Origin of the sequence: Mesorhizobium sp. BR1-1-6 (assembly GCF_020165355.1) — a bacterium.
Taxonomy (GTDB): Bacteria; Pseudomonadota; Alphaproteobacteria; order Rhizobiales; family Rhizobiaceae; genus Mesorhizobium.
In genome coordinates this window covers 503,393-528,183 of record NZ_JAIUHZ010000001.1, presented here as the reverse complement: position 1 = coordinate 528,183, position 24,791 = coordinate 503,393, and the positions used below count along the sequence as shown (strand labels likewise).

The window sequence follows — 24,791 nt, the reverse complement described above, 5'->3', positions numbered from 1 at the left end:
TCTTGACGCGAATAACCATCATATTTCGCCGCACGCATGCTGGAGTCCCGCCAGCGGCGCCTGGGTCCGGGTGGACCCGACACCGGACGGGGCAGAAGCAATAGAGGACCACAATGGCTGAACCCATTCGCAACTATCAGACGCGCGCCGTGCCCGGCGCCGCCGTCGACATCGATCAGGGCCTGCGCGCCTATATGATCAAGGTCTACAATTTGATGGGGCTTGGTCTCCTCATCACTGGTCTTGCCGCCGTCGGCACGATCATGCTGGCCACAACCACCGATCCGGCCTCGGCTGTCGCGACGCTGCCGAGCGGCGAGATGCTGACCTCGTTCGGCTACGCGATCTTCGGCTCGCCGCTGCGCTGGCTGGTGATGCTGGCCCCGCTGGCCGCCGTTCTGTTCCTGTCGTTCCGCGTCCAGTCGATGAGCGTGTCGGCGGCGCAGACGACGTTCTGGGTCTATGCGGGCCTGGTCGGCCTGTCGCTGTCGTCGATCTTCCTGGTCTACACCACCGCCAGCATCTCGCAGACCTTCTTCGCCACCGCCGCGGCCTTCGGCGCGCTGTCGCTGTTCGGCTACACGACCAAGCGCGACCTGACGGCGATGGGCTCGTTCCTGATCATGGGCGTGTTCGGCATCATCATCGCGATGGTCATCAACATCTTCCTGCAGTCGTCGGCGCTGTCCTTCGCCGTCTCGGCGATCGGCGTGCTGGTCTTCGCCGGCCTCACCGCCTACGACACGCAGAAGATCAAGGAGATGTATTTCGAGGGCGACGCCTCCGACGTCGCTGGCCGCAAGGCCATCATGGGCGCGCTGACGCTCTATCTCGACTTCATCAACCTGTTCATGTTCCTGCTCCAGTTCATGGGCGACCGCCGCTGAGGGCTGGTCCGCGTCATGGTCTGACTGGACCATCGGGTTTGGAAGGGGCGGCCCAACGGCCGCCCTTTTCTTTTGCGCCGACCTTTGCTGTTATTGCAGGCAGACAAAGAGGCCTGCATAAAGAATGAGCACTATCGTTATACGGGCCGCACGCGCGGCCGACCTCGACACCATTACGCAAATCTATGCCGACGCTGTGACCCGCGGCACGGCGAGCTACGAGCTGGAGCCGCCAGGTCGCGCCGAAATGGGCACGCGATTCGACACGCTCCAGGCCGGCGGCTTCCCTTACCTTGTGGCGGAAAAGGATGGCGCCGTGCTCGGCTATGCCTATGCCGGTCCCTTCCGGCCGCGCCCGGCCTATCGCTTTGTCGTCGAGGACTCCGTCTATGTCGCGCCTGATGCCAAGGGCCAGGGTGTCGGCCTCAAACTGATGCAAAGCCTGATCGCGGCCGCCGAGGCTGCGGGCTTTTGCCAGATCGTCGCGGTGATCGGCGATGGCCATCCCGACAGCGCTTCCGTCAAGCTGCACGAAAAGCTCGGCTTTCGTCATTCCGGCCGCCTCGAAGGCTCCGGCTACAAGCACGGCCGCTGGCTGGACACGGTGTTCATGCAACTGGCGCTGAACGGCGGGGCATCCGCCCCGCCCGATCCGGAATCATTGCCGGAGCGGAAATTCCGTCAAGAAAAGTAATGGCTTAGATGAGCCCAAGACTGAGGCCAACCGAAGCAATTGCGCCGCTGTTTCAGGCCTCGACCAGCTTCAACTTGCTGTCGAAGACGCCGAGCACACGGCCAAGCTCCTGCCCGCGCTTGAGGATACGGCCGCCCGCGGCGATGACGGCGAAGGCGCCTTGTTTGCGTGCCAGTTTCGGGTCCTTGACGATCTGGAACAGCGGCACCTCGCTGGCCCGGCGGAACACTGAAAACACGGCCCTGTCGGTGAGATGATCGATAGCGTAGTCGCGCCATTCATTGGCGGCAACCATGCGCCCGTAGAGTTTCAGGATCTGGTCCAGTTCGCGCCGCTCGAAGCGCACCGGCTGGTCGAGGCGCGCACGGCGTGCCTCGTGGAGCGGGATCAGTATCGCGGATGCGTCGCCATCCTCCGTCCCGCCGCCGTGATCGGTCATGCCTCGATCCTTCAAAAATGAATCTTTGCCAACCAAAGTTGGCGCTTTCGCCATCGAATTGCAAGTGCCGGCGAAGCGGTGCGGACCCGCGCCATTTCCGTCGCGTCCAGTCACGTTTGCAAACGACATGTTGGAATTGGTGATGCTCCGCCACATTCTCGCCATTTTTTATCCGCGCTCATGCCCCAATGTCCGACGAATTTACCGGCGTTGCCTGAGACGGTTCGGTCCGGCACCGGCTCGTAAACCCCAAGCCCCCCGCCCACGGGTCTGCGTCGGATCGAACCAACCTCGGTTTTTCCTCGGAAAGACCGGGTGCGACGATCCCAAAACCTAAATGACCGACGTCAGAAGCAAGCTGACGTCGGTTTTTTCATGCCTGGATCGCCGCTAATGCGGATTTCCCGCCGTATGGACGGTTTTCAGCCCGATCCGGTGCGACCGGCAGGATCGATGGGCGCCGAAATCTTGGCATGCCGTCCGCGCTTGCCAACGCCATCACCACTTAATAAGGTGTTAAGTGAAACGGGAGCGGCAATGCCACGCGTATCGGACTCCACGGTGAAAGAGGTGAATGGCACGGTCGCGGCCACCCCTGAGGCCGGCGGCGTCGGTCCCCGCATCAAGGCGCTGCGCATGGCAAGGCGCGTGTCGCTGCGCCGGTTGGCCGACATGACCGGCACGACGGCGAGCTTCATCAGCCAGCTCGAGCGCAATCTGTGCGGCGCCAACACAGGCACGCTGCTCAGGATCGCCGCCGCTCTCGATCTCGGCATCAACGACCTGTTCGAGGGCAGCAGCCGTCCGTTGCACAAGGTGCTGAGGCGCGAGGAACGGCCTGTCGTTCCCGTCGGCGTGCGAGGCCGCAAGATGCTTTTGTCGCGGCGGCCGATCCATCAGTTCGAGGTTTATGCGGGGCATTTCGAGGTCGGCGGCTCGACCGGCGACGACGCCTATGTGCATGGCGGCGAGCATGAGATGTTCATGGTGCTCAAGGGAACCGTCGAACTGACGCTTGCCGACGAGCGCCATCTGATGCGCGAAGGCGACAGCGTCGAATACGCGACTTCGGTGCCGCACCGCACGGTCAATGTCGGCGACACACCGGCGGAGGTGCTCTGGATCATCGCGCCGCCGACCGCCGGCGCGCTGGAACTCGATCAGTACAGGCCCGGAAACCGCTCGCATCCGGGTGAATGAGAACAAATGCGAGTTCTGGAATGGGAGAGTTGAACATGAGAGTGAAATTTGCACATGCGGCGTGCCTGGGCGTGCTTCTGGCGGCGACGGCCGCGCTCGCGCAATCGAAGCCGGTTGCCGGAGAGGTGGCCGAAGGCTCGCTGAAGGGCAAGACCCTGACTTTCGTGTCCTATGGCGGCATCTACCAGGATGGCCAGGCGGCGGCGCTCAAGGAGTTCGTGGACAAGTCGGGCGTCAAGCTGCTCAATGACGGCCCGACCGAGATCGCCAAGCTGCAGGCGCAGGTCGAGTCCGGCAATGTGACATGGGACGTTGTCGATACCGACGATCTGCCGCCTTATGTCTATTGCGGCAAACTGTTCCAGAAGCTGGACTTCACCAAACTCGACGTCTCGAAAATTCCCGAGGGCCAGGTCGGCGAGTGCTCGGTGCCGGCGATGAACTACGGCGTCGTGCTGATGTACAACACCGAAAAGTACAAGGACAATCCGCCCAAGAGCTGGGCCGACTTCTTCGACACGCAGAAATTCCCCGGCGTGCGCGGAATCGACGGCTCCGGCAGCCCGACCGGTGGCTTGCTGGAACAGGCGTTCAAGGTTGCCGGCGGGGACCCCAAGGCGATGACGGTGGCCGATATCGACAAGGCCATCGATGTGGTTCGCAAGCTCGGCCCCGATACCATCTTCTGGAAGACGGGTGCAGAATCGCAGCAACTCGCCGAATCCGGCGAGGCCGACATGCTGATGATGTGGACAGGCCGCGCCATGACCGCGGTCAAGAACGGCGCCAAATACGCACCGGCCTGGCAGGACTGGCTGGTGGTGATGGATCAGATGACGATCCCCGTCGGCGCCAAGGACACGGAGGCATCCTACGCGCTGCTCAACGCCTATCTTGGCAAGCACGCGCAGGAGGTGTTGACGGAGCAAACGTCTTACACGCCGATCAACAGTGAAGCGCAGCCCAAGGTCGACGCTTCCGTCTCCGCTTTCCTGACCAACACGCCCGAACGCCAGAAGCAGGGCTACAAGCAGAACTTCAAGTTCTGGGTCCCGAACTTCGCGGTGGCGCAGGAGAAGTGGTCCGCGCTGATGTCCGGCAACTGACCGGCTGAGGGAGACCAAAAGCCGTGAGCGCGTCCCAGCCAACCATTCCGGCCGCCGAAAGGCGCCGGGCGTGGCGGCCGTTCGCGCTCGCGCTGCCGGCGCTGGTCCTGCTCTTCGCGGTGATTGGCTATCCGCTGCTCACCATCGTCGTGCGCAGCCTGTCGGAACCGCAGTGGGGCCTGCAGAACTATATCTGGTTCTTCGGCGCGCCCATCAACCTAGCCGTGCTCCAGCGGACCTTCCTCATTTCAGCGTGGGTCACGCTGGTCTGCGTGGTTTGCGCCTATCCCTATGCCTATCTGATGACCGCGGTCCGACCACGCGTGCGCTTGGTGCTGCTGCTCTGTGTGCTGATCCCGTTTTGGGTAAGCGGCGTGGTGCGCACTTTGTCCTGGGTGATACTGCTGCAGGATTCGGGGGTTATCAACTCGATCCTGCGGGCGCTCGGGTTCGGCGGCATCAGGCTGATCCGCACCCAGACGGGCGTGGTCATTGGCATGGCGCAGGTGCTTTTGCCTTTCATGATCCTGCCGCTCTATTCGGTCATGAAAGGCATCGACCTCAGGCTGGTGCAAGCCGCGCGGAGCCTCGGGGCAAGACCCTCGCGCGCGTTCCTCACGGTGTATCTGCCGCTGTCTCTGCCTGGCGTCTATGCCGGCGCGATCATCGTCTTCATCCTGGCGCTCGGCTTCTACATCACGCCGGCCCTGCTCGGCGGACCGCGCTCGACGATGCTGTCCACGCTGGTTCAGACACAGGTGCTCAGCCTCCTGCAATGGGGCAGGGGCGGCGCCATGGGCGTGGTTCTGCTGGTCACGACCTTCGTGCTGCTGGCGCTTGCCGCGCCCGTGATGCGGTCCAGCCATCGGCAAGCGGGGCGGCCCTGATGGAGATGAAGCCGCTTACCCGCGTCGTGCTGGGCCTTGTCTGCCTGCTGGTAGCCATATGGTTGGTGGCACCGACGCTCGTCGTGGTGCCGATGTCATTCAACGAGAATAAATCGCTGGCATTTCCACCCCAGGGCTTCTCCTGGCAATGGTACGAAAATTTCGTCACCAATCCGGATTGGTCGACCAGCTTCCTCAATTCGCTGAAGGTCGCATCGATCGTTGCGGTTCTGGCAACCGTGCTCGGCACCCTTGCCGCCTTCGGCCTCGACCGCATGCAGGCGCGGCCGGCAAATCTCCTGCGCATGCTGATGCTGACGCCGATGGTGGTGCCGGGCGTGGTCCTGGCCATCGGCATCTACGCCGTCTATCTCGACACGCGGCTTGTCGGCACGCTGCTCGGCTTCGTTCTGGCCCACACCATCCTTGCGCTGCCTTTCGTGTTGATCGCCGTTTCGGCCAATCTCGAAGTGTTCGACAAGCGGCTGGAGACAGCCGCGGCGAGCCTGGGCGCAGGTTCGCTCACCACGTTCCGCACGGTGACGCTGCCGCTGATTGCCCCCGGGGTACTGTCAGGCCTGCTGTTCGCCTTCGCCACCTCCTTCGACGAGATCGTCGTGTCGCTGTTCATCACCAATCCCTATCTCAAGACGTTGCCGGTGCAGATCTTCGCTTCCATCACGCGCGACGCCGACCCGACGGTCGCGGCCGTCGGCACGATCCTCTTATGCGCAACGACACTGCTGATCGGCGGCGGCATGCTGCTTCTTGGCCGTGAGCGGAAGGGAGGCTTATGAATCAGAAAGCGGAAAATCGCGGTGCGGCGATCGACCTGGAGTCGGTAAGCAAGGCCTATGGTTCCTTCAAGGCGCTCGACGGCGTGTCGCTGCGAATCGAGCCGGGTGAATTCATGACGCTGTTGGGCCCGAGCGGCTCAGGCAAGACGACGACGCTGAACGTGATCGCCGGCTTTACCGACCTGACCAGCGGCAAGCTGCTGGTCGGAGAAAAGAGCGTGGTCGGCGTGCCGGCGCACAAGCGCAACATCGGCGTGGTCTTCCAGCATTATGCACTATTCCCGCACATGACGGTCGGCCGCAATGTCGCCTATCCGCTGAAGCTGCGCGGCGTCACCGGGGCAGAACGCGAACGCCGCGTCCGCCACGCGCTCGACATGGTCAAGATGGCCGATTTCGCCCACCGCTTCCCAAACGAGCTTTCGGGCGGCCAGCAGCAGCGCGTGGCGCTGGCCCGCGCCATCGTCTTCGATCCGCCGCTGCTGCTGATGGACGAGCCGCTCGGCGCGCTGGACAAGAAACTGCGCGAATGGCTGCAGCTCGAGATCAAGCGCATCCACCGCGAACTCGGCACCACCTTCGTCTATGTGACGCACGACCAGGAGGAGGCGTTGGTGCTCTCCGACCGCATCGCCGTGTTCAACCGCGGCGGCATCGAGCAGATCGGTACCGGCCGCGAACTCTACGACGAGCCGGCGACGCTTTTCGTCGGCAAGTTCATCGGCGATTCCACCGTGCTGCGCGGCCCCGCCGCCACCTCGGGCAACGAGACGGCGATCGAGATATCAGGCCAGAGAGTGGCGACCGCCAAGCGTCTCGCCGATGGCGGCAAGCCGGTGATGTTGCTGCGTCCCGAAAAGCTGGCGCTTGCTCGTCGCGGCGGCGGCGGGGATGGCCGCAACCGGCTCGCCGGGCGTATCGGCGAGGCCATCTATCTCGGCTCCGGCTCCAAATACGAGGTGGAGCTCGCCGACGGCTCGAAAGCCATCGTGCGCTCGACGCTCGAGGCGGACACTTTTGCCATTGGAGACGAGGTCGACGTCCTCTTCGCCGGCGGCGACGTGAAGCTGCTCGCCGATGACGACAAGGCCGACCTGACGCTTACCTGAAACAAAGCGGCCTCGCCTTTCCATGGAAAACGACGGGGCCGCTTCCTCTCTTGGTGTTTAACGCAGTTCCGGACGGGAAACCGCTCCACACTTTTCCTGGAATCGCACGGAGAACGGATCACAAGATGCAAGCCCAGCGCAATGGCGACGTGTCGTTCTGGTATGCCGACATAGGTGGCCCGCCGGCCAGCCGCCCACCCTTGCCCGGCGACATCGAGGCCGATGTCTGCATCGTCGGCGCCGGCTATACCGGACTTTGGGCGGCCTACTATCTGAAGAAGGCGAAGCCCGCGCTGCGCATCGCCATCGTCGAAAAGGAGTTCGCCGGCTTCGGCGCCTCGGGCCGCAATGGCGGATGGCTGTCCGGCGGCTTCAGCTGGTCGCGCGAGAAATATGCAAAAACCTCCTCGCGCGGGGCGGTGATCGACATGCAGCGCGCCATGTCCGGCACGGTCGACGAGGTGATCGCGATTGCCGCTGCCGAAGCGATCGACGCCGATATCCGCCGCGTCGACAACATCACCGTCGCAACAAACGCCGCGCAGCTTGAGCGCGCCAAAGCCGAGTACGAAGAGGCCCGGCACTGGGAAATGCCGCCCGAGCGGCTGGCCTTCCTCGGTGCGCAGGAAGCGCGCGAGCGCATCGCCATCGACAATGTATTGGGCGCCTTCGTCGTGCGCGACGTCGCGCGCGTGCAGCCGGCCAAGCTGGTGCAGGGTCTGGCGGCGGCGGTCGCGCGGCTCGGCGTCGCCATCTACGAACAGACGCAGGTGCTGGCGCTCGAGAAGGGCAAGGTCACCACCGACCGCGGCGTCGTGCGCGCCGAAAAGATCGTGCGCGCCACCGAGGGCTTCACCGCCGGCATTGCCGGCTACGAGCGTCTCTGGCTGCCGCTGAACAGCGCCATCGTGGTGACCGAGAAGCTGCCGCAGAAGCTCTGGGACGAAATCGGCTGGAGCGGCTACGAGGTGCTGGGCGATGCCGCGCATACCTACTGCTATGCGCAGCGCACGCGGGAAGGCCGGATCGCCATGGGCGGCCGGGGCGTGCCCTACCGCTTCGGATCGCGCACCGACACGCGCGGCAAGACACAACAGGCGACCATCGACCAGCTGCACGAGATCCTGACCAGGCTGCTGCCGCAGACCAAAGGCGTGCGGCTCGACCATGCCTGGTGCGGCACGCTCGGCGTGCCGCGCGACTGGTGCACGACGTGCGGCTTCGATCGCGAAAGCGGCATGGGCTGGGCCGGCGGCTATGTCGGGCTCGGCGTTTCCAGTTCGAACCTGTCCGGCCGCACCTTGCGCGACCTGGTGCTCGGACACGACACGGAGCTGACCCGGTTGCCCTGGGTCAACCGCACGGTGAAGAAATGGGAGCCGGAGCCGCTGCGCTGGCTCGGCGTCCACGCCATGTACCAGCTCTACCGCATCGCCGACCGGCGGGAGGCAAACGGCCTGGGGCGGACGTCGCGCCTCGCCGCTTTCGCTGATCGCCTGACCGGCCATTGAGGCAGGTCACTCAAACGCGATTCCGTTTGGTCGACAGGCATGAATGGAGACCGACAGCGCGTCGCATCATTTCCGTTTTCGGCGGCGCGCTTCAGAGCCTTCGATCGAACGGCGCATCGGAACCGGGGCGGTGAATGAAGGCGGCGCCCAGGATGGGCCCTGGCAGGCCGTCCTTGCCGACGGACTGCAAAAGCACGGCGCAGCCGCCCTTCTTGGAAATCTCACTCATCGGCAATTCGTAGCGCTGCGCCTTGCCGTGCCAGATGCCCGCTGTCTGGATGCCGGTCACCGCGTTCCAATAGGTCATCTTGCGGCCCGTGTTCTCGCCCTGGCCGATCGTGACCGTCTGCGGCGGCTCGAAATAGACGATGACGACATGGGCATCGCTGGGACCGGTCCCGCCATCGCCGGTATCGATCATGACGCGGTCGCTGGTCCGGCTGATCTTGATGGCGACCCGCATGTCTTCGCCGATCCTTGCCATGCGGGCGAGTTGGCCATCGACCTCGCCGCGATTGGCGCCGTTGACATGGACCCGGCCGTTGATGACCGCCTGCGGCGTATAGACTGAGCGGTTGCCGAAGGCCCGCATATACTCATATTGCCGCTCGGTGTTTTCCTTGCTGCTCAGCGTGTCCCGCCAGCCGAGATAATCCCAGTAGCCGACGTGATAGGAGAGCGCGACAAGATCCTGCCTGGCGGCAAGTTCGGAGAAGAAGGCGTCGGCAGGCGGGCAGGAACTGCAGCCTTGACTGGTGAACAGCTCGACCACGCCCACGGGCCTGTCGCCCTGGGGCTTGTCGGCCAGGAGCCCGCCGGATTCGCCGGCGTGCCCGGCACCGGCGAACGCCGAGATGGCCAGCGCAAACGCTGCCAGCCACAATGATCTACGCGAGGCCATGACCATTCCAATTCCCGCCGGTGATGCCGGCTTTGTTTTGATTGGCTGAAATATGTGGCAGAACCGGAAGTCAACGGGAAGTCACGTTGCGGTGAAATTTTGCCATTGCAAGCCTGGGTAGGGCGGCAATAGGAGAAGCCACTGCATTTCAACCGGCGGTTCGATTCGGGGGCGGGATCATCATCATGTGGCAAAGTTTCCTGGCTCCAGTCGATCTTTATTGCGAGCGAACGGGTCCTGAACTTTGGGCCGAGCCGGTGAATGCTTTGACCAACCTGGCTTTCATTGCCGCGGGACTATGGGGCGTCCGCGAAGTGCGGCGATGCAGGACCGGCATTTTCGCCGAGGTCCTGGCCTGGTGGGTGGTGGCGATCGGCGTCGGCTCGACGATCTTTCACATCTTCGCCACCAAGGGAACGGTCTGGGCCGACGTGGTGCCGATCGCCGGCTTCACGCTGGCCTACACGCTGTTCAACCTGCGCCGCTTCCTGCGCCTGGAATGGGGCAAGGCGATCGCGATCTTCGTCGTTTTCTATGCCGTTGTCGGAGCGATAACTCTGGCCGTGCCGGATTGGCTGCGCCAGGCGTCGAACGGCACCACAGGCTACCTGCCGCCGTTCCTGGCGCTCGCCTTCTTCGGTGTCTGGGTGACGGCCAGCGGCAATCGCGCCGGCTGGTATAATCTGGCCGGATCGGCGATCTTCGTGCTGTCGGTCATCTGCCGCATGGTCGATCCGCTGGTCTGCACCAGCTTCCCGCTCGGCACGCACTTCCTCTGGCACCTGCTCAACGGGCTGATGCTGGGCGTGCTGCTGGCCGCCGCGGCGCGCTACGGCGCGCCACAGCGAGGCAGTAGGCAGTAGGTCCTATTTCCTACTGCCTAAGCCCTACTCCCTTGCCGCTACGCGGCAAGATCGCGCAACACGTACTGCAAAATGCCGCCGTTCTTGAAGTAGTCGAGTTCGTCAAGCGTATCGATGCGGCAAATGATCGGCACCTTCTTCACCGTGCCGTCGCCATAGGTGATCCTGGCTTCCATCTTCTGGCGCGGCTTGAGGGCGTCCAGGCCGTCGATCTCGACCAGCTCATCCCCTTTCAGGTTGAGCGAAGCCCATGAGGTGCCTTCCTCGAAGACGAAGGGGATGACGCCCATGCCGACCAGGTTGGAGCGGTGGATGCGCTCGAAGGACTGGGCGATGACCGCGCGGACACCAAGGAGGTTCGTTCCCTTGGCCGCCCAGTCGCGCGACGAGCCGTTGCCGTATTCGACGCCGGCGAAGATGACCAGCGGCACGCCTTCCTTCTTGTATTGCATCGCCGCGTCGTAGATCGATTCCTCTTCCTTCGACGGGTAATGGATGGTGTAGCCGCCTTCCCTGCCGTTCTCGCCCAGCATGTGGTTGCGGATGCGGATGTTAGCGAAGGTGCCGCGCATCATCACCTCATGGTTGCCGCGGCGCGTGCCGTACTGGTTGAAGTCGGCAACGCCGACGCCATGCTCAGTAAGGTATTTGCCGGCCGGCGAGGCGGCCTTGATCGAGCCCGCTGGCGAAATGTGGTCGGTGGTGATCTTGTCGCCGAACAAGCCCAGCACGCGGGCGCCCTTGATGTCGCCGATCTTGCCGAAGCCCGTGGTCATGCCGGCGAAATAGGGCGGGTTCTGCACATAGGTGGAATTGTCGTCCCAGGCATAGGTCTGGCCTTCCGGCGCCTTGACGTTCTGCCAGTTCTCATCGCCCTTGAAGACGTCGGCATATTTGCGGGCGAACAGCTCGCGCGTCACGTTCTTCTCGATGAATTCCTGGATTTCCGCCGAGCTCGGCCAGATATCCTTGAGGTAGACCGGCTTGCCGTTCCTGTCCTCGCCGAGCGGCTCGGTAGTCAAGTCTTTCGTCACCGTGCCGGCCAGCGCGTGCGCCACGACCAGCGGCGGCGAGGCGAGATAGTTGGCCTGCACGTCGGGCGAGACACGGCCCTCGAAGTTGCGGTTGCCGGAAAGCACCGCGGCGGCAATCAAACCCTTATCGTTGATGGTCTTGGAGATCGGCGCCGGCAGCGGGCCGGAATTGCCGATGCAGGTGGTGCAGCCAAAGCCGACCAGGTTGAAGCCGATCTGGTCGAGCTCCTTCTGCAGGCCGGATTTCTCGAGATATTCGGCGACCACCTGGCTGCCTGGCGCCAGCGAGGTCTTCACCCAGGGCTTCTGCTTGAGGCCGAGGCAATTGGCGTTGCGGGCGAGCAGGCCGGCGCCGATCAGCACGCTCGGGTTCGAGGTGTTGGTGCAGGAGGTGATGGCGGCGATGACGACGTCGCCATGGCCGAGATCATGGCCGGTTCCTTCGACGGCGTAGCGCTTCGAGATTTCAGCCCCCTTCTTGTATTCGGTGTCCATAGCCTTGACGAAGCCGGCCGGGATGCCTTCCAGCGCGACGCGGCCCTCTGGGCGCTTCGGGCCGGCCATCGACGGCACGACGTCGCCGAGATCGAGCTCCAGCAAGTCGGTGAAGACCGGGTCGGCGGAGCCTGCGTCACGCCACATGCCTTGCGCCTTGGAGTAGGCTTCGACCAGCGCGATGCGGCTTTCCTCGCGGCCCGACATTGTGAGGTAGCGGATGGTCTCGCTATCGACCGGGAAGAAGCCGCAGGTGGCGCCATATTCAGGCGCCATATTGCCTATGGTGGCGCGGTCGGCCAGCGTCATATTGGAGAGACCGGGGCCGAAGAATTCGACGAACTTGCCGACGACGCCCTTCTTGCGCAGCATCTGGGTGACGGTGAGCACGAGGTCGGTGGCGGTGACGCCCTCCTTCAGCTTGCCGGTGAGACGGAAGCCGATGACCTCGGGCAAAAGCATGGAGACGGGCTGGCCGAGCATGGCCGCCTCGGCTTCGATGCCGCCGACGCCCCAGCCGAGCACGCCGAGGCCGTTGATCATTGTGGTGTGCGAATCGGTACCGACGCAGGTGTCGGGATAAGCGGTCGTTTCGCCGTCCTCGGTGTTGGTCCACACCACCTGGCCGAGATATTCGAGGTTGACCTGATGGCAGATGCCGGTACCGGGTGGCACGACGCGGAAATTGCGGAACGCCTGCTGGCCCCATTTCAGGAACTTGTAGCGTTCCTCGTTGCGCTCATATTCGAGCTCGACATTGCGCGCGAAGGCCATCGGCGAGCCGAACTCGTCGACAATGACGGAATGGTCGATGACGAGGTCGACCGGCACCAGCGGGTTGATCTTTTGCGGGTCGCCGCCGAGCGAGGCCATGGCGTCGCGCATCGCCGCCAGGTCGACCACCGCCGGAACGCCGGTGAAATCCTGCATCAGGACACGGGCAGGGCGATAGGCAATCTCGACGCCGGCCGTCCCCTTGTCGGTCAGCCAGCCGGCGACGGCCTTGATCGAGTCCTTGGTGACGGAGCGGCCGTCCTCGTTGCGCAGAAGGTTCTCCAGCAGAACCTTCATCGAATAAGGCAACTGGGCGATGCCGATGAGGCCGTTCTTCTCGGCCTCGACGAGGTCGAAATAGGTATATTCGGCGTCGCCCGCTTTCAGCGTGCGGCGGCAATTGAAACTGTCGAGGGATTTTGACACGTGCGATCCGTCCTTGTCTGTTCAGCCTGAAAGGGAACGGACGCCGATGGCATGCAATCACGCGCAAAGGTGCGGGTACGGCCATTTCCGCTGTCCGCTCCCAAGCAACCCGAGCCGTTCAAGGCGGCGCGTGCGCTGGTTCGGCGCTAGTTCTGTTCCCGCGCCGACCGCTGGCACGGATGCACCGCATATAGAGAATTTTCTGGAATAGTTCTAGACAGTTAAAAAGCAAATTTGTGCGATGCGGCAGGGGCCGAGGCGGATTGTTTCAGGGCGGGCGAGGGATGCGGCTTATCGCCGAAAATCTGGGCGGCGAACGCGGCGGCGAGACGGTGTTTTCGGGCATTGGCTTTGACCTCGATCAAGGCCAGGCGCTTGTCGTCACCGGGCCGAACGGATCAGGCAAATCGACCTTGCTCAGGATCGTCGCCGGACTGCTGCCGAAGGCTGAAGGCAATTTGCTGATCGAGGGCGGCGGCGATGAATTTCCGTCGATCGCTTCGGCCTGCCACTATCTCGGCCATCAGAACGCAATGAAAACGGCGCTCAGCGTGACGGAAAACCTGCGCTTCTGGCGCGACTTCAACGGCGGTGGATCCGTCGGCGTCGAGGAGGCGCTGGAGACGGTCGGACTGGGCGGCATCGGCCATCTGCCGTTCGGCTATCTCTCGACCGGGCAAAGACGACGCGCGGGGATCGCGAAACTGCTGGTCAGCCAACGGCCGATCTGGCTGCTCGACGAGCCGACGGCGGGTCTGGACAAGGATTCGGAGGCGCGATTCGCGGGATTGATGAGGGGGCATTGTGCGGATGGTGGGATTGTCGTCGCGGCAACGCATCTGCCGCTCGGGATCGAGGGAGCGCAGACGTTGAGGATGGGGCAGGCCTTTTGATGACGGCACTCTACGGCGCCCCCCTCTGTCCTGCCGGACATCTCCCCCTCGAGGGGGGAGATTGGCAGCTTCGGCGCCTCGCCCGCTTTCCAACGTTGAAAATCGGCGAAGGCCGGGGTGACATCCGATCTCCCCCCTTGCGGAGGAGGTGTCCGGCAGGACAGAGGGGGGCGCTCAAGCGCGAGTATCTCATATCATGCTAGCCCTCCTCCTCCGCGATATCCGCCTTTCGATTCGGGCCGGCGGCGGGGCGCTGACGGGCGTGATCTTCTTCCTCGCCGTGATCGCCACCATTCCCTTCGGCGTCGGGCCGGACCTGAGACTGCTAGCCCGCATCGGCCCGGCGATCCTGTGGATCGGAGCACTGCTCTCTTGCTTGCTCGGCCTCGACCGGTTGTTCCAGGCCGACCGCGAGGACGGCTCGCTCGATCTCCTGGTGCTTGGCAACGACCGCCACATGCTGGCGCTGACGGTGCTCACCAAATGCCTGGCCCATTGGGCGGGCAGCGTGCTGCCGCTGGTGGTCGCCGCGCCGCTGCTCGGCCTGTTCATGAACATGGAGCCGATCGCCATCGGCGCCACGGCGCTTACGCTGCTGGTCGGCACGCCGGCGATCACCTTCATCGGCGCCGTCGGCGCGGCGGTGGCGGTGGCGCTGCCGCGCGGCGGGCTCCTGATTTCGGTGCTGGTGCTGCCGCTGACCATCCCGGTGCTGATCTTCGGGGTTTCGGCGAGTTATGGCGCGACGGCCAATCCCGACCCGTTCCTGCAACCTTTCCTCATTCTTGCCGCGCTGACGTTGTTTCTTGCCGTGCTCGGACCGCTGGCGGCGGCGCTGGCGCTGCGCCATGGCACGGATTGAGGCGGCCATGACCGGCAAGGGCTGCGGCGCGGCGGTCAATTGCGCGGTCACCGGCGCGGGGCTAAGGGAAGGCATGATCGAGCACGGCGGAAGGATCGAATTGGCGGGCGGCATGCCGACGAGGCAGCCGGCATGAGCCCGCATGCGCTCTACGTCACCGCCGCCTATGCCGTCACGGCGATTGCGCTGGCCGGGCTGATCGGCTGGATCCTGCTCGATCAACGGGCCCGCAAGCGCGAACTGGCCGAACTCGAGGCGGCGGGCGTGCGCCGACGCTCCGACAAGGGCGGGGAGCGCGTGTCATGAGCACGGATATGCCAACGCCGGCGCCGGCCCGGCGCCGCCTGTTCGTGCTGTTGCCGCTGCTGATCTTCCTCGGGCTGGCGGGGCTGTTCCTGGCGCAGCTCCTGTCGGGGCGCGACACTTCGGAGGTGCCGTCGGCGCTGATCGGCCTGCCGGCGCCGCCGACCAACCTGCCCCCGCTGGACGGCACGAACCTGCCGGGACTCGATTCGAAATCGTTTGCCGGCAAGGTGACGCTGGTCAACGTCTTCGCCTCATGGTGCGCGCCTTGCCGCGAAGAGCACCCGGTGCTTTTGGGGCTGGCGCAGGACAGGCGCTTCACCATGGCGGCGCTGAACTACAAGGACCGGCCGGAAAACGCCCGCCGATTCCTCGGCGATCTCGGCAATCCGTTCCAGGCGATCGGCGTCGACGAGGCCGGCCGCACGGCGATCGACTGGGGCGTCTATGGCGTGCCGGAAACCTTCGTCATCGGCAAGGACGGCAAAATAGCCTACAAGCATGTCGGCCCGCTGACGGCCGAGACGGCTCGGACGCTGCTGTTGCCGCAGATCGAGAAGGCGCTGGCCGCGCCGAACTGAGGTGACCGGCCGGCCTACTTGCTTGCCTTGGCCCGCTCGATCGCGTCGACGATCATCTTCTTGGCGTATTTGGAATCGTGCCAGCCCTCGATCTTGACCCATTTGCCGGGTTCGAGATCCTTGTAGTGCTCGAAGAAGTGCTGCACCTGATCGCGGGTGATCTCGGGCAGCTGCGTGTATTCGGTGACGTTCTCGTAACGCAACGTCAGCTTCGGCGACGGCACGGCGATGACCTTCTCGTCCTGGCCGGCATTGTCTTCCATGATCAGCACGCCGATCGGCCGAACATTGATGACGCAGCCGGGCACCAGCGCGCGCGTGTTGCAGACCAGCACGTCGATCGGATCGCCGTCGCCAGACAGCGTGTGCGGAACGAAGCCGTAATTGCCGGGATAGCGCATCGAGGTGTGCAGGAAACGGTCGACGAACAGCGTGCCGGCCTCCTTGTCCATCTCGTATTTGATCGGCTCGCCGCCGATCGGCACCTCGATGATGACGTTGACGTCCTCGGGCGGATTCTTTCCGGTGGCGATGGCTTCAATACGCATGACTTATCCCTCTCTCGATTGGCAGACCGATAGCGGGCGGCGCAAAATGGTGCAATGCGGCGAATGGTGCTCAAGAACGCCCAGCAAGACGCAATGGCATTCAATGCGTTCAATCATTAGCAGAAGATGTTTCAGTGTCGTGATTGCGTAGGTTGCGCTTCGCGCCGCTTACGCGATCGTTCCTCGCCGGTCATTCCCAGACGAAAGCAACCTTCTTCAGCGCCTTCTGCTCGAATATCTCGACGCCTTCGGCGATATCGCGGCCGCCGGCGCCGGAATAGAAGGCGAGCGCGTTCTGATTGTCTTCCAGCGCCCACACCACCGTGCCCTTCAATCCGTGGTCGGCAAGCCGCGCCCGTGCCGCCTTGAAAAGCCGGCTGCCGAGCCCGATGCCCTGATATTCCGGCCGCAGGTACAATTCATAGATCTCGCCCTGCTGCTTGAGTTCGCGGGCCCGGTTCTTGCCGATCGTGGCGTAGCCGGCAACCGTGCCGCCGATCTCGATCACCAGGACGGTAGCGGCGCGGCGGATGGCATTGGCCCACCAGTCGGCGCCGCGACGGTTGATCATCGATGTCAGGGTGCGGTGCGGGATGATGCCGCTATAGGCGCCGCGCCAAGCCTGCAAATGCACGTCGGCGATCGCCGCGGCGTCGCGCGATTCGGCTTTGCGGATATCGATGCTCAGCGTATTCATGATTTGTTAACCATAAACCCGCATCGCTCGAATGCAAGAGTCCGGGCAGTCCGGAGGACGCTTTCTCACAGGCCGTCATCGCCTGCGCGATGCGCGTTCGAGGCTGTCGGTGGAGCTCAAATCTCGACCAGATGATCGTCGAGTTCGTTGGTGTCGCCCGACGTCACCGGGAAGTGCTCGGCGAGCACCGCTCCAACCGATTGGATCGCCTTGACGAAGCCGTCGGCAAGCCGGTCGTCGCCGGCATGTGCGGTAAGCTCGCGCACCACATCGTCCCAGACATGCTGGCCGACCTTGGCGTCGATGCCTGAATCGGCGACCACCTCGGCGTAGCGCTCGGTGACCGAGACGAAGACCAGCACGCCGGTGCGCGCGGTCGTGCGGTGGACGTTGCGGGCCAGGAACTGCTTCAGTGCGTTGTCATGCGCGGTCTGATAGCGCAGCCGTCTCGGCACCATATGGATGCGCAGCCCCGGAAAGGCCCATAACAGCAAAAGAAAGCAGGCCAGCGCCAGAAGCTGGGCAATGACGAAGTGCGGCAGGCGGATGGTGAGCCACCAGGCCTCGAGCCCATAGGCGACGGCGAGGCTGACCAGCAGCGTGGCGAGAGCCGCCACGAAGGCAGCCGGAAAGAAGTAGTTGCCGCTGGCATGCGCCACCACGCAGTAGATTTCGCCGTCGGTCCTTGATTCGGCGGCGCGGATCGCCCCGGCGATGCGTTCATGGTCCTGCGGACTGATCGGTCGTATCGCCATGATCCCTCTCACCAGCTTCCCGAAGAGCCGCCGCCGCCGGAAGAGCCCCCACCGCCGGAGAAACCACCGCCGCTACCGCCCGAGGACCAGCCACCGCCGCCCGACCAGCCGCCGCCACCTGACGACCAGCCGCCACCTGACGATCGCCGGCTCGGCTCGAACGTCATGCCGAGCCAGCGGTAACGGCCGGGACCGATCTTCTGGCCGAAGATCGGCGGCAACACCGAGGCCGCTATGCTGCCGAAGAAGATGAGCGCCCAGATGCCGATGAAGATGGCGAAGAACAAATCGTCGGAATTGAACGGCGCCTGCTGGTTGCGCTTGCCGCGTGCTTCCAGCTCCTCGGGATTACCGTTGAGCACCATGATCATGTCGTCGACGGCCTTGGTGATGCCGCCGGAGAAATCGCCGGCACGGAAGGCCGGCACCATGTCGTTTTCGATGATCAGCTTGGTGTGCAGGTCGGTCAGCGTGCCTTCCAGCCCGTAGCCGACCTCGATGCGCATCTTGCGGTCGTTCGGCGCGACCAGAAGCAGCACGCCGTTGTTCTCCTTCGCCTGGCCGAGTTTCCAGAACCGGTACAGCCGGTTGGCATAGGGCTCGATCTCCTCGCCGCCGAGACTGGGAATGGTGGCGACGACGATTTGATCGGAGCCTTTCGTCTCGAAATCGGCAAGCTTCTGCGTCAGTGCCGCCCTGGTCGCCGCATCGATGATGCCTGCATTGTCGACGACACGGCCGGTCAGCGCCGGGAGCTCGGCGGCGAGGGCCGCAAATGGCAGCACAAGAACGAGGAGCAGGACAGCGACGCGATACATGGCGCGTCGTCCCTCATTGGCGAGCAGGATCACCACGTCGGAATCCGGCAATCATCCGCCCTGTTTCGTGCCGAAATCGACCTTCGGCGTCTGCAATTTGTCCTCCTCGACCGTGAAATTGGCGAAGGGCTCGTTGCCGCGGAACCAGAACGTCGCCCACAGCACCGAGGGGAAGGTCCGCAGCGTCAGATTGTAGTCCCTGACCGCCTGGATGTAGTCACGCCGCGCCACCGCGATGCGGTTCTCGGTGCCTTCGAGCTGCGCCTGCAGCGCCAGGAAGTTCTGGTTGGCCTTCAGGTCCGGGTATGCCTCCGACACAGCGAGCAGCCGCGACAGCGCGCTGGTCAGCCCTGCCTGGGCGTCCTGAAACCTCTTGAGGGCTTCGGGATCCTTCAACGTTTCTGGCGTTACCGTGACCTGCGTCGCCTTGGCGCGCGCCTCGACCACAGCGTCGAGCGTGTCCTTTTCGTGCGAGGCGTAGCCCTTGACCGTCTCGACCAGGTTGGGGATGAGGTCGGCGCGGCGTTGATACTGGTTCAGCACCTCGCTCCACGCCGCCTTGGCGTTCTCCTCCGCCGTCGGGATGGTGTTGTAGCCGCAGCCGGCAAGCAGCGGCAGCATGACGGCCATCACCAGCAAGGCGGGCAGCGTGCGGAATGTCGGGAAAGCAAGGCGCTGGGCAAACATGATCGGTCCCCTCGGTAGAAGTTGCATGCGAAGCATTACCACAATCGGCGCACAAGAAAACGACCTCGGCGCAGACGGTTGTCGATGGGATCACGGTCGGTCGCAAGGCGCTGTAATTGACGGGGCGAACGCGGTAAGCTCGCCACGAAAACAGGACAGCATCATGGCGCAGCGCCAGGACAGCGACACCGAATCGCGCCGTATCCTCGAGCGCGTCGCGCGCGAAACCGATCCGGCCGCCACTTCGCTCGCGGCGCGGACCGCGAAGGCCGTGCGCGACCACGTCGCGGCGGCCGATGCCGACCGCGCCGATCCGATCGAAGTCTGGGGCACGCGCATTGGCAGGATAATTGGGCTGCTGCTGGCGCTGGGCCTGATGGTCTGGCTCGTGCTCTTCCTCACCCGGGGCAGTTAGGATTCCAATGAGCACCGAGCAAGCCGACGCGCCGCGCGCGGTCATCGTCATTTCCAGCCATGTCGCACGCGGCTCGGTCGGCAATCGCGCCGCCGTCTTTGCGCTGGAATCGCTGGGTTTCCCGGTATGGGCGGTGCCGACAATCCTCCTGCCGTGGCATCCCGGCCATGGGCGCGCGACCCGCATCGTGCCGCCGCTCGATCAGTTCAAGGCATTGATGGCCGATCTGGAGCGCGCGCCGTGGCTGGGCGAGGTCGGGGCGGTGCTGTCGGGCTATCTCGGCGAGGCCGGCCAGGCCGAAGCCGTCGCCTCGCTGGTCGCCGCGGTCAAGGCGAGGACGCCCGACGCCGTCTATATCTGCGATCCGGTAATGGGCGATTCGGGCGGGCTCTATGTGCCGGAGCCGACGGCGATCGCCATGCGCGACCGGCTGATGCCGATCGCCGACATTGCCACCCCTAACCGCTATGAGCTGGAATGGATGGCCGGCGTGCCGTTGCCCGACCTGAAGTCGGTGATGGCCGCGGCGCTCCATGCGGGGCCTTCAACCATGCTGGTCACCTCGGCGCCGTCGATGATTTCAGGCGGCACTGGGAATCTTCTGCTCGACGCCAGCCAGGCGCTGCTCGCCGAGCACCGCGTCATAGACAAGCCGCCGAACGGTTTGGGCGACCTGACAGCGGCGGTCTACCTGGCGCGCATCCTCTCCGGCCAGCCGGCGATCAAGGCGCTGCAATCGACGACGGCGGCGGTCTACGAGATCCTGGCGCGCACGGCCAAACGCGGCGGCGACGAATTGCAGCTCGAAACCGATGCGCAGAGCCTGTCGCACCCGATGGCGATGGTGCAGCTTCGCCATCTCACGCATCCGGGGCGGGACCGCCGCGCGTGACATCGGCACGGGTGCTGGTCGGCGCGGACGGCTGCAAGGCCGGCTGGGTCGCCGTTGGGGGGGCTCCGAACGCGGCCCCTTCGGTCGAGGTCTTCGCCAGCTTCGCCGCGCTGCTGTCGGCGGTTCCCGACGACGCGATCGTCGCCGTCGACATGCCGATCGGCCTGCCTGAATTTTCGAGCAAGGGCGGGCGCGGGCCGGAGGCACAGGTCAGGCGGCTGCTCGGGCCACGCCAATCCAGCGTCTTCTCGATCCCGTCTCGTGCGGCACTTTACGCCGATACCGCCGAGTTCACTTCGATCGAAGCCTGGTACGCCGCGCATCGCCGGGCGAGCGACGTGGCCAGGACGACATCCGATCCGCGGCGCGGCGTTTCGATCCAGGCATTCGGCATTTTTGGCAAAATACGCGAGATCGATACGTTGCTGATCTCACGGCCCGAACTGCGTGGCCGCGTCTTCGAATCGCATCCGGAAGTGGCTTTCTGTCGGCTCAACGGCGGGCAGGCCATGCTGCTGCCGAAGAAGGTCAAGGGCAGCATCAATCCGGCCGGCATGGCGGAACGCAAGGCGCTGCTTAGCCGGCACGGCTATGCCATAGACTTCCTCGATCAGGCGCCGCCGCGCGGTGCGGCCGCCGACGATTTCCTCGATGCGGCGGCGATGATGCTGATCGCCGGCCGCATCGCCGCCGGCACGGCACGGCCGTTTCCCGACCCGCCACTTACCGACGGCTTTGGCATACCGGTCGCCATCTGGGCGTGACAACATTGCCCAGCTTTGCGCCTGACGCAGGGCATTTCTCACCAACCCCACAATTCTGCATTGCTCGCGACGGGCTTTTACCGCTAGAGCGTTTTCTCGACCGCAACGAGCTGCCGCCTCCAACCCGGAAAGCCGCCCATGCTTCACCTTCCCGACCACCTTCTTGCCGGCTACCGCAATTTCATGAACGGTCGCTATCTCACCGAGAGCGGCCGCTATCGCGAGCTCGCCCGGGAGGGGCAAGCGCCGGAAACCATGATCGTCGCGTGCTGCGATTCCCGCTCGGCTCCCGAGGCGATCTTCGACGCAGGGCCCGGCGAACTCTTCGTGCTGCGTAATGTCGGCAATCTGGTGCCGCCTTACGAGCCCGACGGCGAGTTCCACTCGACCTCGGCCGCGCTCGAATTCGCGGTGCAGAGCCTCAAGGTCAAGAACATCGTTGTCATGGGCCATGGCCGCTGCGGCGGTATCCGTGCCGCGCTCGACGCCAATTCCGCGCCACTGTCGCCGGGCGATTTCATCGGCAAATGGATGAGCCTGATCGCGCCGGCCGCCGAGACCGTGTCGGCCAGCACCTTCATGACTGCGACGGAGCGCCAGACGGCGCTGGAGCGCATCTCGATCCGCTATTCCCTCGCCAATCTCAGGACCTTTCCCTGCGTCTCGATCCTTGAGGGCAAGGGGCGGCTGTCGCTGCACGGTGCCTGGTTCGACATTTCGACCGGCGAGCTCTGGGTGATGAACAAGGAAACCGGCGATTTCGAGCGCCCGGTGCTGGAGTGACCGAAACGGCACGCCAGGCAATGAACATCCGGCCGGTCATGTTCACCGTCGCCGCACTGCTGATGGCGATCATGGCCGCCCGCGCCGATGACGGCGCCATCATCAGCCGCTGGTATTCGGCCCTGCTGGTCGCCGACCGTACCGAACTTTCCGACCTGCTCGCCGACAATGTGCGCATCGAACTCGACGACCTCGGCATCGTGCAGGGAAAGCAGGAGTTCATCGCCTCGCTCGACGAATGGAAAGGTGCGGTTGCGGGTGCCGCGATCCGACACCGGATCGAGAAGAACGAAGGCGGCGTCACCACGGTGATCGCCTGCTACGACTTCCCCGACAATGACATGCTGATGCATGAGACCTTCGCCATAGCGGGCGACCGCATCACGGCCAGCACGCAGAAAGCGCTTGCGGAAAGCTGCGAAGCCTACTGACCAGCGGCGCTGTTGCGCGCGCCTGACGAGCGCCCTACATCGGTGATTTCAGCCCCTCCCGACCTGCCAGCCCGAAAGACAATCCATGCCCGCCACGAAAGCCGTCGACCTCGCCGCCCATCCGCTGACCACGTGGCAAGGGCCACTCGGCCTGCCCGATTTCGCCCGATTTGGCGACGATGAGTTCGCACGCGTCTTCGACGCGGCGCTGAAGGCGCATGAGGCCGAGATCGAGGCCATCGCCGCGAACGAGGATACGCCGACCATCGAGAACACGCTTCAAGCCCTGGAGCTCGCCGGCGAAGCGCTCGACCATGTCTCGTCGATCTTCTGGTGCCGTGCCGGGGCCCACACCAACGAGGACATCCAGGCGCTGGAGCGCGACATCTCGCCAAGGATGTCGAGGCATTTCTCGGCGATCTCGATGAATGAAAGGCTCTTTGCCCGCATCGACGATCTTTACCAGCGCCGCGAGACGCTCAAGCTCGATGCCGAGACGCTGCGGGTTCTGGAAAAGACCTGGAAGGCTTTTGTCCGCTCGGGCGCGAAACTCGACGCCGAGGGCAAGAAGCGGCTGGCAGGGATCAACGAGGAGCTGTCGTCGCTCGGCACCAGCTTCGGCCAGAACGTGCTTGCCGACGAACGCGACTGGGCGCTGTTCCTCGACGAGGCCGACCTGGCCGGCCTGCCGGATTTCGTGAAGAGCTCGATGGCCGAAGCCGCCGAGATGCGCGGCCAGAAAGGCCGCTACGCCGTCACCTTGTCGCGCTCGATCTACGAGCCGTTCTCGACCTTCTCGGAGCGCCGCGACTTGCGAGAGATCGCCTTCCGCGCCTTCACCATGCGCGGCCAGAATGGCGGCGCGACCGACAATACGGCCGTGGTGCGCGACATGCTGAAGCTGCGCGCCGAGAAGGCGAAGCTGCTCGGCTACGGCTCCTTCGCGGCGCTGAAGCTCGACGACACCATGGCCAAGACGCCCAAGGCGGTGCACGACCTGCTCGATCCCGTCTGGGAAAAGGCGTTGGAAAAGGCCGCCGCCGACCAAAAGGAGCTGGAACGGCTGGCGGCGGAAGCCGGCAGCAACGAAAAATTCGCCGCCTGGGATTGGCGTTTCTACCAGGAGAAGCTGCGCGCGGAGAAATTCGCCTTCGACGAGGCGGAATTGAAGCCCTATCTCCAGCTCGACCGGATCATCGATGCCTGTTTCGACGTCGCGACAAGACTGTTCGGCATCACCTTCGAAGAGAGGAAAGGCATTGCCGCCTGGCATCCGGACGCGCGTGTGTTCGTGGTGAAGAATGCCGATGGCAGCGAGCGCGGCCTGTTCCTGGCCGACTATTTCGCGCGGCCGTCGAAACGCTCCGGGGCCTGGATGAGCGCACTGAAATCAGGCTACCGCCTGGGCCCCGGCGCGAGCCCGATCATCTACAACATCATGAATTTCGCCAAGCCGCCCCTGGGCGAGCCGGCGCTGCTGTCGGTGGACGAGGCGAAGACCTTGTTCCATGAATTCGGCCATGCCCTGCACGGCATGCTGACCGACGTCACCTGGCCTTCGGTGTCGGGCACTTCCGTCAGCCGCGATTTCGTCGAACTGCCCTCGCAGCTCTACGAACACTGGCTGACCGTGCCGGCGGTGCTGGAAAAGCACGCTTTGCATGTCAAGACCGGCAAGCCGATGCCGAAGGCTCTGCTCGACAAGATGCTGGCGGCACGCACTTTCGGGGCTGGCTTTGCCACGGTGGAATTCACCGCCTCGGCGCTGATCGACATGGCCTTCCATGCAAGGCCCGACGCGCCTGAGGAGCCACTTCGTTTCGAGGCCGAAACGCTCGAAAAACTCGACATGCCCGACACCATCGCGATGCGCCACCGCACGCCGCATTTCGGCCATGTCTTTGCCGGCGAGGGCTATTCGGCCGGCTACTATTCCTACATGTGGTCGGAAGTACTCGACGCCGACGCCTTCGCCGCTTTCGAGGAGACGGGCGACCCCTTCAATCCCTCGCTGGCCGAGCGGCTGAGAAAGAACATCTATGCCGCCGGCGGCTCGAAGGATCCGGAAGAACTCTACACCGCGTTTCGCGGCAAGATGCCGTCGCCGGAAGCCATGATGGTGAAGCGGGGGCTGGTGTAGGGCGAGCCTTCCCTTCTCCCCTTGTTGTGGGAGAAGGTGGATCGGCGCGCAGCGCCGAGACGGTTGAGGGGTGTTCCAGCGGTGTGAGGCGTGGGTGTT

At 64.3% G+C, this 24,791-nt stretch carries 28 protein-coding genes; 20 read left to right on the top strand and 8 right to left on the bottom strand.

The window, feature by feature from the left end; all coding sequences use genetic code 11:
* The first annotated feature begins 113 nt into the window (after positions 1-113).
* The gene (locus LB545_RS02625) at positions 114-887 is read left to right on the top strand and encodes a Bax inhibitor-1/YccA family protein (protein WP_140492223.1); all 774 of its coding nucleotides are present in this window, start codon (positions 114-116) and stop codon (positions 885-887) included.
* Between the two features lie 124 nt (positions 888-1,011).
* On the top strand, positions 1,012-1,581 hold the full coding sequence (locus tag LB545_RS02620; RefSeq protein ID WP_140628263.1) for a GNAT family N-acetyltransferase: 570 nt from the start codon (positions 1,012-1,014) through the stop codon (positions 1,579-1,581).
* Positions 1,582-1,633: 52 nt separating this feature from the next.
* On the opposite strand, the gene LB545_RS02615 is transcribed toward LB545_RS02620, so the two are convergent.
* Positions 1,634-2,020 carry a DUF2794 domain-containing protein gene (locus LB545_RS02615; RefSeq protein ID WP_140514020.1) on the bottom strand — a complete coding sequence of 129 codons (387 nt, stop codon included), beginning with the start codon at positions 2,018-2,020 and terminating at the stop codon, positions 1,634-1,636.
* Positions 2,021-2,557: 537 nt separating this feature from the next.
* On the opposite strand from LB545_RS02615, the gene LB545_RS02610 reads away from it, so the two are divergent.
* From LB545_RS02610 to LB545_RS02585, 6 genes are all read left to right on the top strand, one after another.
* Positions 2,558-3,220, top strand: coding sequence for a helix-turn-helix domain-containing protein (locus tag LB545_RS02610; RefSeq protein WP_224704373.1), 663 nt, complete (start codon positions 2,558-2,560; stop codon positions 3,218-3,220).
* Positions 3,221-3,255: 35 nt separating this feature from the next.
* Positions 3,256-4,326: an extracellular solute-binding protein gene (locus tag LB545_RS02605; RefSeq protein ID WP_181165196.1), complete on the top strand. Its 1,071-nt coding sequence runs from the start codon at positions 3,256-3,258 to the stop codon at positions 4,324-4,326.
* A gap of 23 nt (positions 4,327-4,349) precedes the next feature.
* On the top strand, positions 4,350-5,213 hold the full coding sequence (locus LB545_RS02600) for an ABC transporter permease (RefSeq protein ID WP_224704372.1): 864 nt from the start codon (positions 4,350-4,352) through the stop codon (positions 5,211-5,213).
* Positions 5,213-6,010 carry an ABC transporter permease gene (locus LB545_RS02595; RefSeq protein WP_224704371.1) on the top strand — a complete coding sequence of 266 codons (798 nt, stop codon included), beginning with the start codon at positions 5,213-5,215 and terminating at the stop codon, positions 6,008-6,010. The genes LB545_RS02600 and LB545_RS02595 overlap by 1 nt, the downstream gene beginning before the upstream one ends.
* On the top strand, positions 6,007-7,119 hold the full coding sequence (locus LB545_RS02590) for an ABC transporter ATP-binding protein (RefSeq protein ID WP_224704370.1): 1,113 nt from the start codon (positions 6,007-6,009) through the stop codon (positions 7,117-7,119). Before LB545_RS02595 ends, LB545_RS02590 begins: the two co-directional genes overlap by 4 nt.
* 125 nt (positions 7,120-7,244) lie before the next feature.
* Entirely contained in the window at positions 7,245-8,630 is a 1,386-nt protein-coding gene (locus LB545_RS02585) for an NAD(P)/FAD-dependent oxidoreductase (RefSeq protein ID WP_224704369.1), read from the top strand.
* Between the two features lie 91 nt (positions 8,631-8,721).
* On the opposite strand, the gene LB545_RS02580 is transcribed toward LB545_RS02585, so the two are convergent.
* Positions 8,722-9,537, bottom strand: coding sequence for a DUF1223 domain-containing protein (locus LB545_RS02580; protein ID WP_140759146.1), 816 nt, complete (start codon positions 9,535-9,537; stop codon positions 8,722-8,724).
* A 179-nt stretch (positions 9,538-9,716) separates the two neighbouring features.
* On the opposite strand from LB545_RS02580, the gene LB545_RS02575 reads away from it, so the two are divergent.
* Complete coding sequence (locus LB545_RS02575; protein WP_140559230.1) at positions 9,717-10,394, top strand: ceramidase domain-containing protein; 678 nt, start codon at positions 9,717-9,719, stop codon at positions 10,392-10,394.
* 38 nt (positions 10,395-10,432) lie between these two features.
* Here the strand turns inward: LB545_RS02575 and acnA are convergent, their stop codons facing one another.
* Positions 10,433-13,123, bottom strand: a complete 2,691-nt coding sequence (gene acnA / locus LB545_RS02570; protein ID WP_224704368.1) for an aconitate hydratase AcnA — start codon at positions 13,121-13,123, stop codon at positions 10,433-10,435.
* A gap of 284 nt (positions 13,124-13,407) precedes the next feature.
* Here acnA and ccmA point away from each other — a divergent pair, with 284 nt between their 5' ends.
* The 5 genes from ccmA to LB545_RS02545 all read left to right on the top strand — a co-directional run bounded on the left by ccmA (position 13,408) and on the right by LB545_RS02545 (position 15,762).
* Entirely contained in the window at positions 13,408-14,016 is a 609-nt protein-coding gene (gene ccmA / locus LB545_RS02565) for a heme ABC exporter ATP-binding protein CcmA (protein WP_140492258.1), read from the top strand.
* 196 nt (positions 14,017-14,212) lie between these two features.
* Positions 14,213-14,878 carry a heme exporter protein CcmB gene (ccmB, locus tag LB545_RS02560; protein WP_140514012.1) on the top strand — a complete coding sequence of 222 codons (666 nt, stop codon included), beginning with the start codon at positions 14,213-14,215 and terminating at the stop codon, positions 14,876-14,878.
* A complete protein-coding gene (locus tag LB545_RS02555) occupies positions 14,865-15,014 on the top strand; it encodes a hypothetical protein (RefSeq protein WP_224704367.1) in 150 nt (49 codons plus the stop codon). The genes ccmB and LB545_RS02555 overlap by 14 nt, the downstream gene beginning before the upstream one ends.
* Positions 15,011-15,184: a heme exporter protein CcmD gene (gene ccmD, locus LB545_RS02550; protein WP_140492264.1), complete on the top strand. Its 174-nt coding sequence runs from the start codon at positions 15,011-15,013 to the stop codon at positions 15,182-15,184. The genes LB545_RS02555 and ccmD overlap by 4 nt, the downstream gene beginning before the upstream one ends.
* Positions 15,181-15,762: a DsbE family thiol:disulfide interchange protein gene (locus LB545_RS02545; protein WP_224704366.1), complete on the top strand. Its 582-nt coding sequence runs from the start codon at positions 15,181-15,183 to the stop codon at positions 15,760-15,762. The genes ccmD and LB545_RS02545 overlap by 4 nt, the downstream gene beginning before the upstream one ends.
* A 14-nt stretch (positions 15,763-15,776) precedes the next feature.
* Here LB545_RS02545 and ppa read toward each other — a convergent pair whose 3' ends face one another.
* The 5 genes from ppa to LB545_RS02520 all read right to left on the bottom strand — a co-directional run bounded on the left by ppa (position 15,777) and on the right by LB545_RS02520 (position 19,267).
* Positions 15,777-16,310 (bottom strand): inorganic diphosphatase, encoded by a 534-nt coding sequence (gene ppa, locus LB545_RS02540; protein ID WP_140492463.1) that lies wholly within the window; start codon positions 16,308-16,310, stop codon positions 15,777-15,779.
* 190 nt (positions 16,311-16,500) lie between these two features.
* Positions 16,501-17,007 (bottom strand): GNAT family N-acetyltransferase, encoded by a 507-nt coding sequence (locus LB545_RS02535; protein WP_140492466.1) that lies wholly within the window; start codon positions 17,005-17,007, stop codon positions 16,501-16,503.
* Positions 17,008-17,123: 116 nt separating this feature from the next.
* Entirely contained in the window at positions 17,124-17,762 is a 639-nt protein-coding gene (locus LB545_RS02530; RefSeq protein ID WP_140524615.1) for a TPM domain-containing protein, read from the bottom strand.
* 8 nt (positions 17,763-17,770) lie between these two features.
* Positions 17,771-18,580: a TPM domain-containing protein gene (locus tag LB545_RS02525; RefSeq protein WP_181174380.1), complete on the bottom strand. Its 810-nt coding sequence runs from the start codon at positions 18,578-18,580 to the stop codon at positions 17,771-17,773.
* 51 nt (positions 18,581-18,631) lie between these two features.
* Complete coding sequence (locus tag LB545_RS02520) at positions 18,632-19,267, bottom strand: LemA family protein (RefSeq protein ID WP_140514006.1); 636 nt, start codon at positions 19,265-19,267, stop codon at positions 18,632-18,634.
* Between the two features lie 163 nt (positions 19,268-19,430).
* Here LB545_RS02520 and LB545_RS02515 point away from each other — a divergent pair, with 163 nt between their 5' ends.
* From LB545_RS02515 to LB545_RS02490, 6 genes are all read left to right on the top strand, one after another.
* Complete coding sequence (locus LB545_RS02515; RefSeq protein WP_140514005.1) at positions 19,431-19,682, top strand: hypothetical protein; 252 nt, start codon at positions 19,431-19,433, stop codon at positions 19,680-19,682.
* A gap of 7 nt (positions 19,683-19,689) precedes the next feature.
* A complete protein-coding gene (gene pdxY / locus LB545_RS02510; RefSeq protein ID WP_224704365.1) occupies positions 19,690-20,574 on the top strand; it encodes a pyridoxal kinase PdxY in 885 nt (294 codons plus the stop codon).
* The gene (locus LB545_RS02505) at positions 20,571-21,338 is read left to right on the top strand and encodes a DUF429 domain-containing protein (protein WP_224704364.1); all 768 of its coding nucleotides are present in this window, start codon (positions 20,571-20,573) and stop codon (positions 21,336-21,338) included. Before pdxY ends, LB545_RS02505 begins: the two co-directional genes overlap by 4 nt.
* Positions 21,339-21,476: 138 nt before the next feature.
* Positions 21,477-22,121, top strand: coding sequence for a carbonic anhydrase (locus LB545_RS02500; protein WP_224704363.1), 645 nt, complete (start codon positions 21,477-21,479; stop codon positions 22,119-22,121).
* Entirely contained in the window at positions 22,118-22,552 is a 435-nt protein-coding gene (locus LB545_RS02495) for a nuclear transport factor 2 family protein (protein ID WP_140563919.1), read from the top strand. The genes LB545_RS02500 and LB545_RS02495 overlap by 4 nt, the downstream gene beginning before the upstream one ends.
* 85 nt (positions 22,553-22,637) lie before the next feature.
* A complete protein-coding gene (locus LB545_RS02490; RefSeq protein WP_224704362.1) occupies positions 22,638-24,692 on the top strand; it encodes a M3 family metallopeptidase in 2,055 nt (684 codons plus the stop codon).
* Positions 24,693-24,791: the final 99 nt, after the last annotated feature.

Excerpts from the sequence above, each read along its gene's own strand:
- LB545_RS02625 (WP_140492223.1), top strand. The coding sequence starts at position 114 with ATGGCTGAACCCATTCGCAACTATCAGACGCGCGCCGTGCCCGGCGCC.
- LB545_RS02620 (WP_140628263.1), top strand. The coding sequence starts at position 1,012 with ATGAGCACTATCGTTATACGGGCCGCACGCGCGGCCGACCTCGACACC.
- LB545_RS02615 (WP_140514020.1), bottom strand. The coding sequence starts at position 2,020 with ATGACCGATCACGGCGGCGGGACGGAGGATGGCGACGCATCCGCGATA.
- LB545_RS02610 (WP_224704373.1), top strand. The coding sequence starts at position 2,558 with ATGCCACGCGTATCGGACTCCACGGTGAAAGAGGTGAATGGCACGGTC.
- LB545_RS02605 (WP_181165196.1), top strand. The coding sequence starts at position 3,256 with ATGAGAGTGAAATTTGCACATGCGGCGTGCCTGGGCGTGCTTCTGGCG.
- LB545_RS02595 (WP_224704371.1), top strand. The coding sequence starts at position 5,213 with ATGGAGATGAAGCCGCTTACCCGCGTCGTGCTGGGCCTTGTCTGCCTG.
- LB545_RS02590 (WP_224704370.1), top strand. The coding sequence starts at position 6,007 with ATGAATCAGAAAGCGGAAAATCGCGGTGCGGCGATCGACCTGGAGTCG.
- LB545_RS02585 (WP_224704369.1), top strand. The coding sequence starts at position 7,245 with ATGCAAGCCCAGCGCAATGGCGACGTGTCGTTCTGGTATGCCGACATA.
- LB545_RS02580 (WP_140759146.1), bottom strand. The coding sequence starts at position 9,537 with ATGGTCATGGCCTCGCGTAGATCATTGTGGCTGGCAGCGTTTGCGCTG.
- LB545_RS02575 (WP_140559230.1), top strand. The coding sequence starts at position 9,717 with ATGTGGCAAAGTTTCCTGGCTCCAGTCGATCTTTATTGCGAGCGAACG.
- ccmA (WP_140492258.1), top strand. The coding sequence starts at position 13,408 with ATGCGGCTTATCGCCGAAAATCTGGGCGGCGAACGCGGCGGCGAGACG.
- ccmB (WP_140514012.1), top strand. The coding sequence starts at position 14,213 with ATGCTAGCCCTCCTCCTCCGCGATATCCGCCTTTCGATTCGGGCCGGC.
- LB545_RS02555 (WP_224704367.1), top strand. The coding sequence starts at position 14,865 with ATGGCACGGATTGAGGCGGCCATGACCGGCAAGGGCTGCGGCGCGGCG.
- ccmD (WP_140492264.1), top strand. The coding sequence starts at position 15,011 with ATGAGCCCGCATGCGCTCTACGTCACCGCCGCCTATGCCGTCACGGCG.
- LB545_RS02545 (WP_224704366.1), top strand. The coding sequence starts at position 15,181 with ATGAGCACGGATATGCCAACGCCGGCGCCGGCCCGGCGCCGCCTGTTC.
- ppa (WP_140492463.1), bottom strand. The coding sequence starts at position 16,310 with ATGCGTATTGAAGCCATCGCCACCGGAAAGAATCCGCCCGAGGACGTC.
- LB545_RS02535 (WP_140492466.1), bottom strand. The coding sequence starts at position 17,007 with ATGAATACGCTGAGCATCGATATCCGCAAAGCCGAATCGCGCGACGCC.
- LB545_RS02530 (WP_140524615.1), bottom strand. The coding sequence starts at position 17,762 with ATGGCGATACGACCGATCAGTCCGCAGGACCATGAACGCATCGCCGGG.
- LB545_RS02525 (WP_181174380.1), bottom strand. The coding sequence starts at position 18,580 with ATGTATCGCGTCGCTGTCCTGCTCCTCGTTCTTGTGCTGCCATTTGCG.
- LB545_RS02520 (WP_140514006.1), bottom strand. The coding sequence starts at position 19,267 with ATGTTTGCCCAGCGCCTTGCTTTCCCGACATTCCGCACGCTGCCCGCC.
- LB545_RS02515 (WP_140514005.1), top strand. The coding sequence starts at position 19,431 with ATGGCGCAGCGCCAGGACAGCGACACCGAATCGCGCCGTATCCTCGAG.
- pdxY (WP_224704365.1), top strand. The coding sequence starts at position 19,690 with ATGAGCACCGAGCAAGCCGACGCGCCGCGCGCGGTCATCGTCATTTCC.
- LB545_RS02500 (WP_224704363.1), top strand. The coding sequence starts at position 21,477 with ATGCTTCACCTTCCCGACCACCTTCTTGCCGGCTACCGCAATTTCATG.
- LB545_RS02490 (WP_224704362.1), top strand. The coding sequence starts at position 22,638 with ATGCCCGCCACGAAAGCCGTCGACCTCGCCGCCCATCCGCTGACCACG.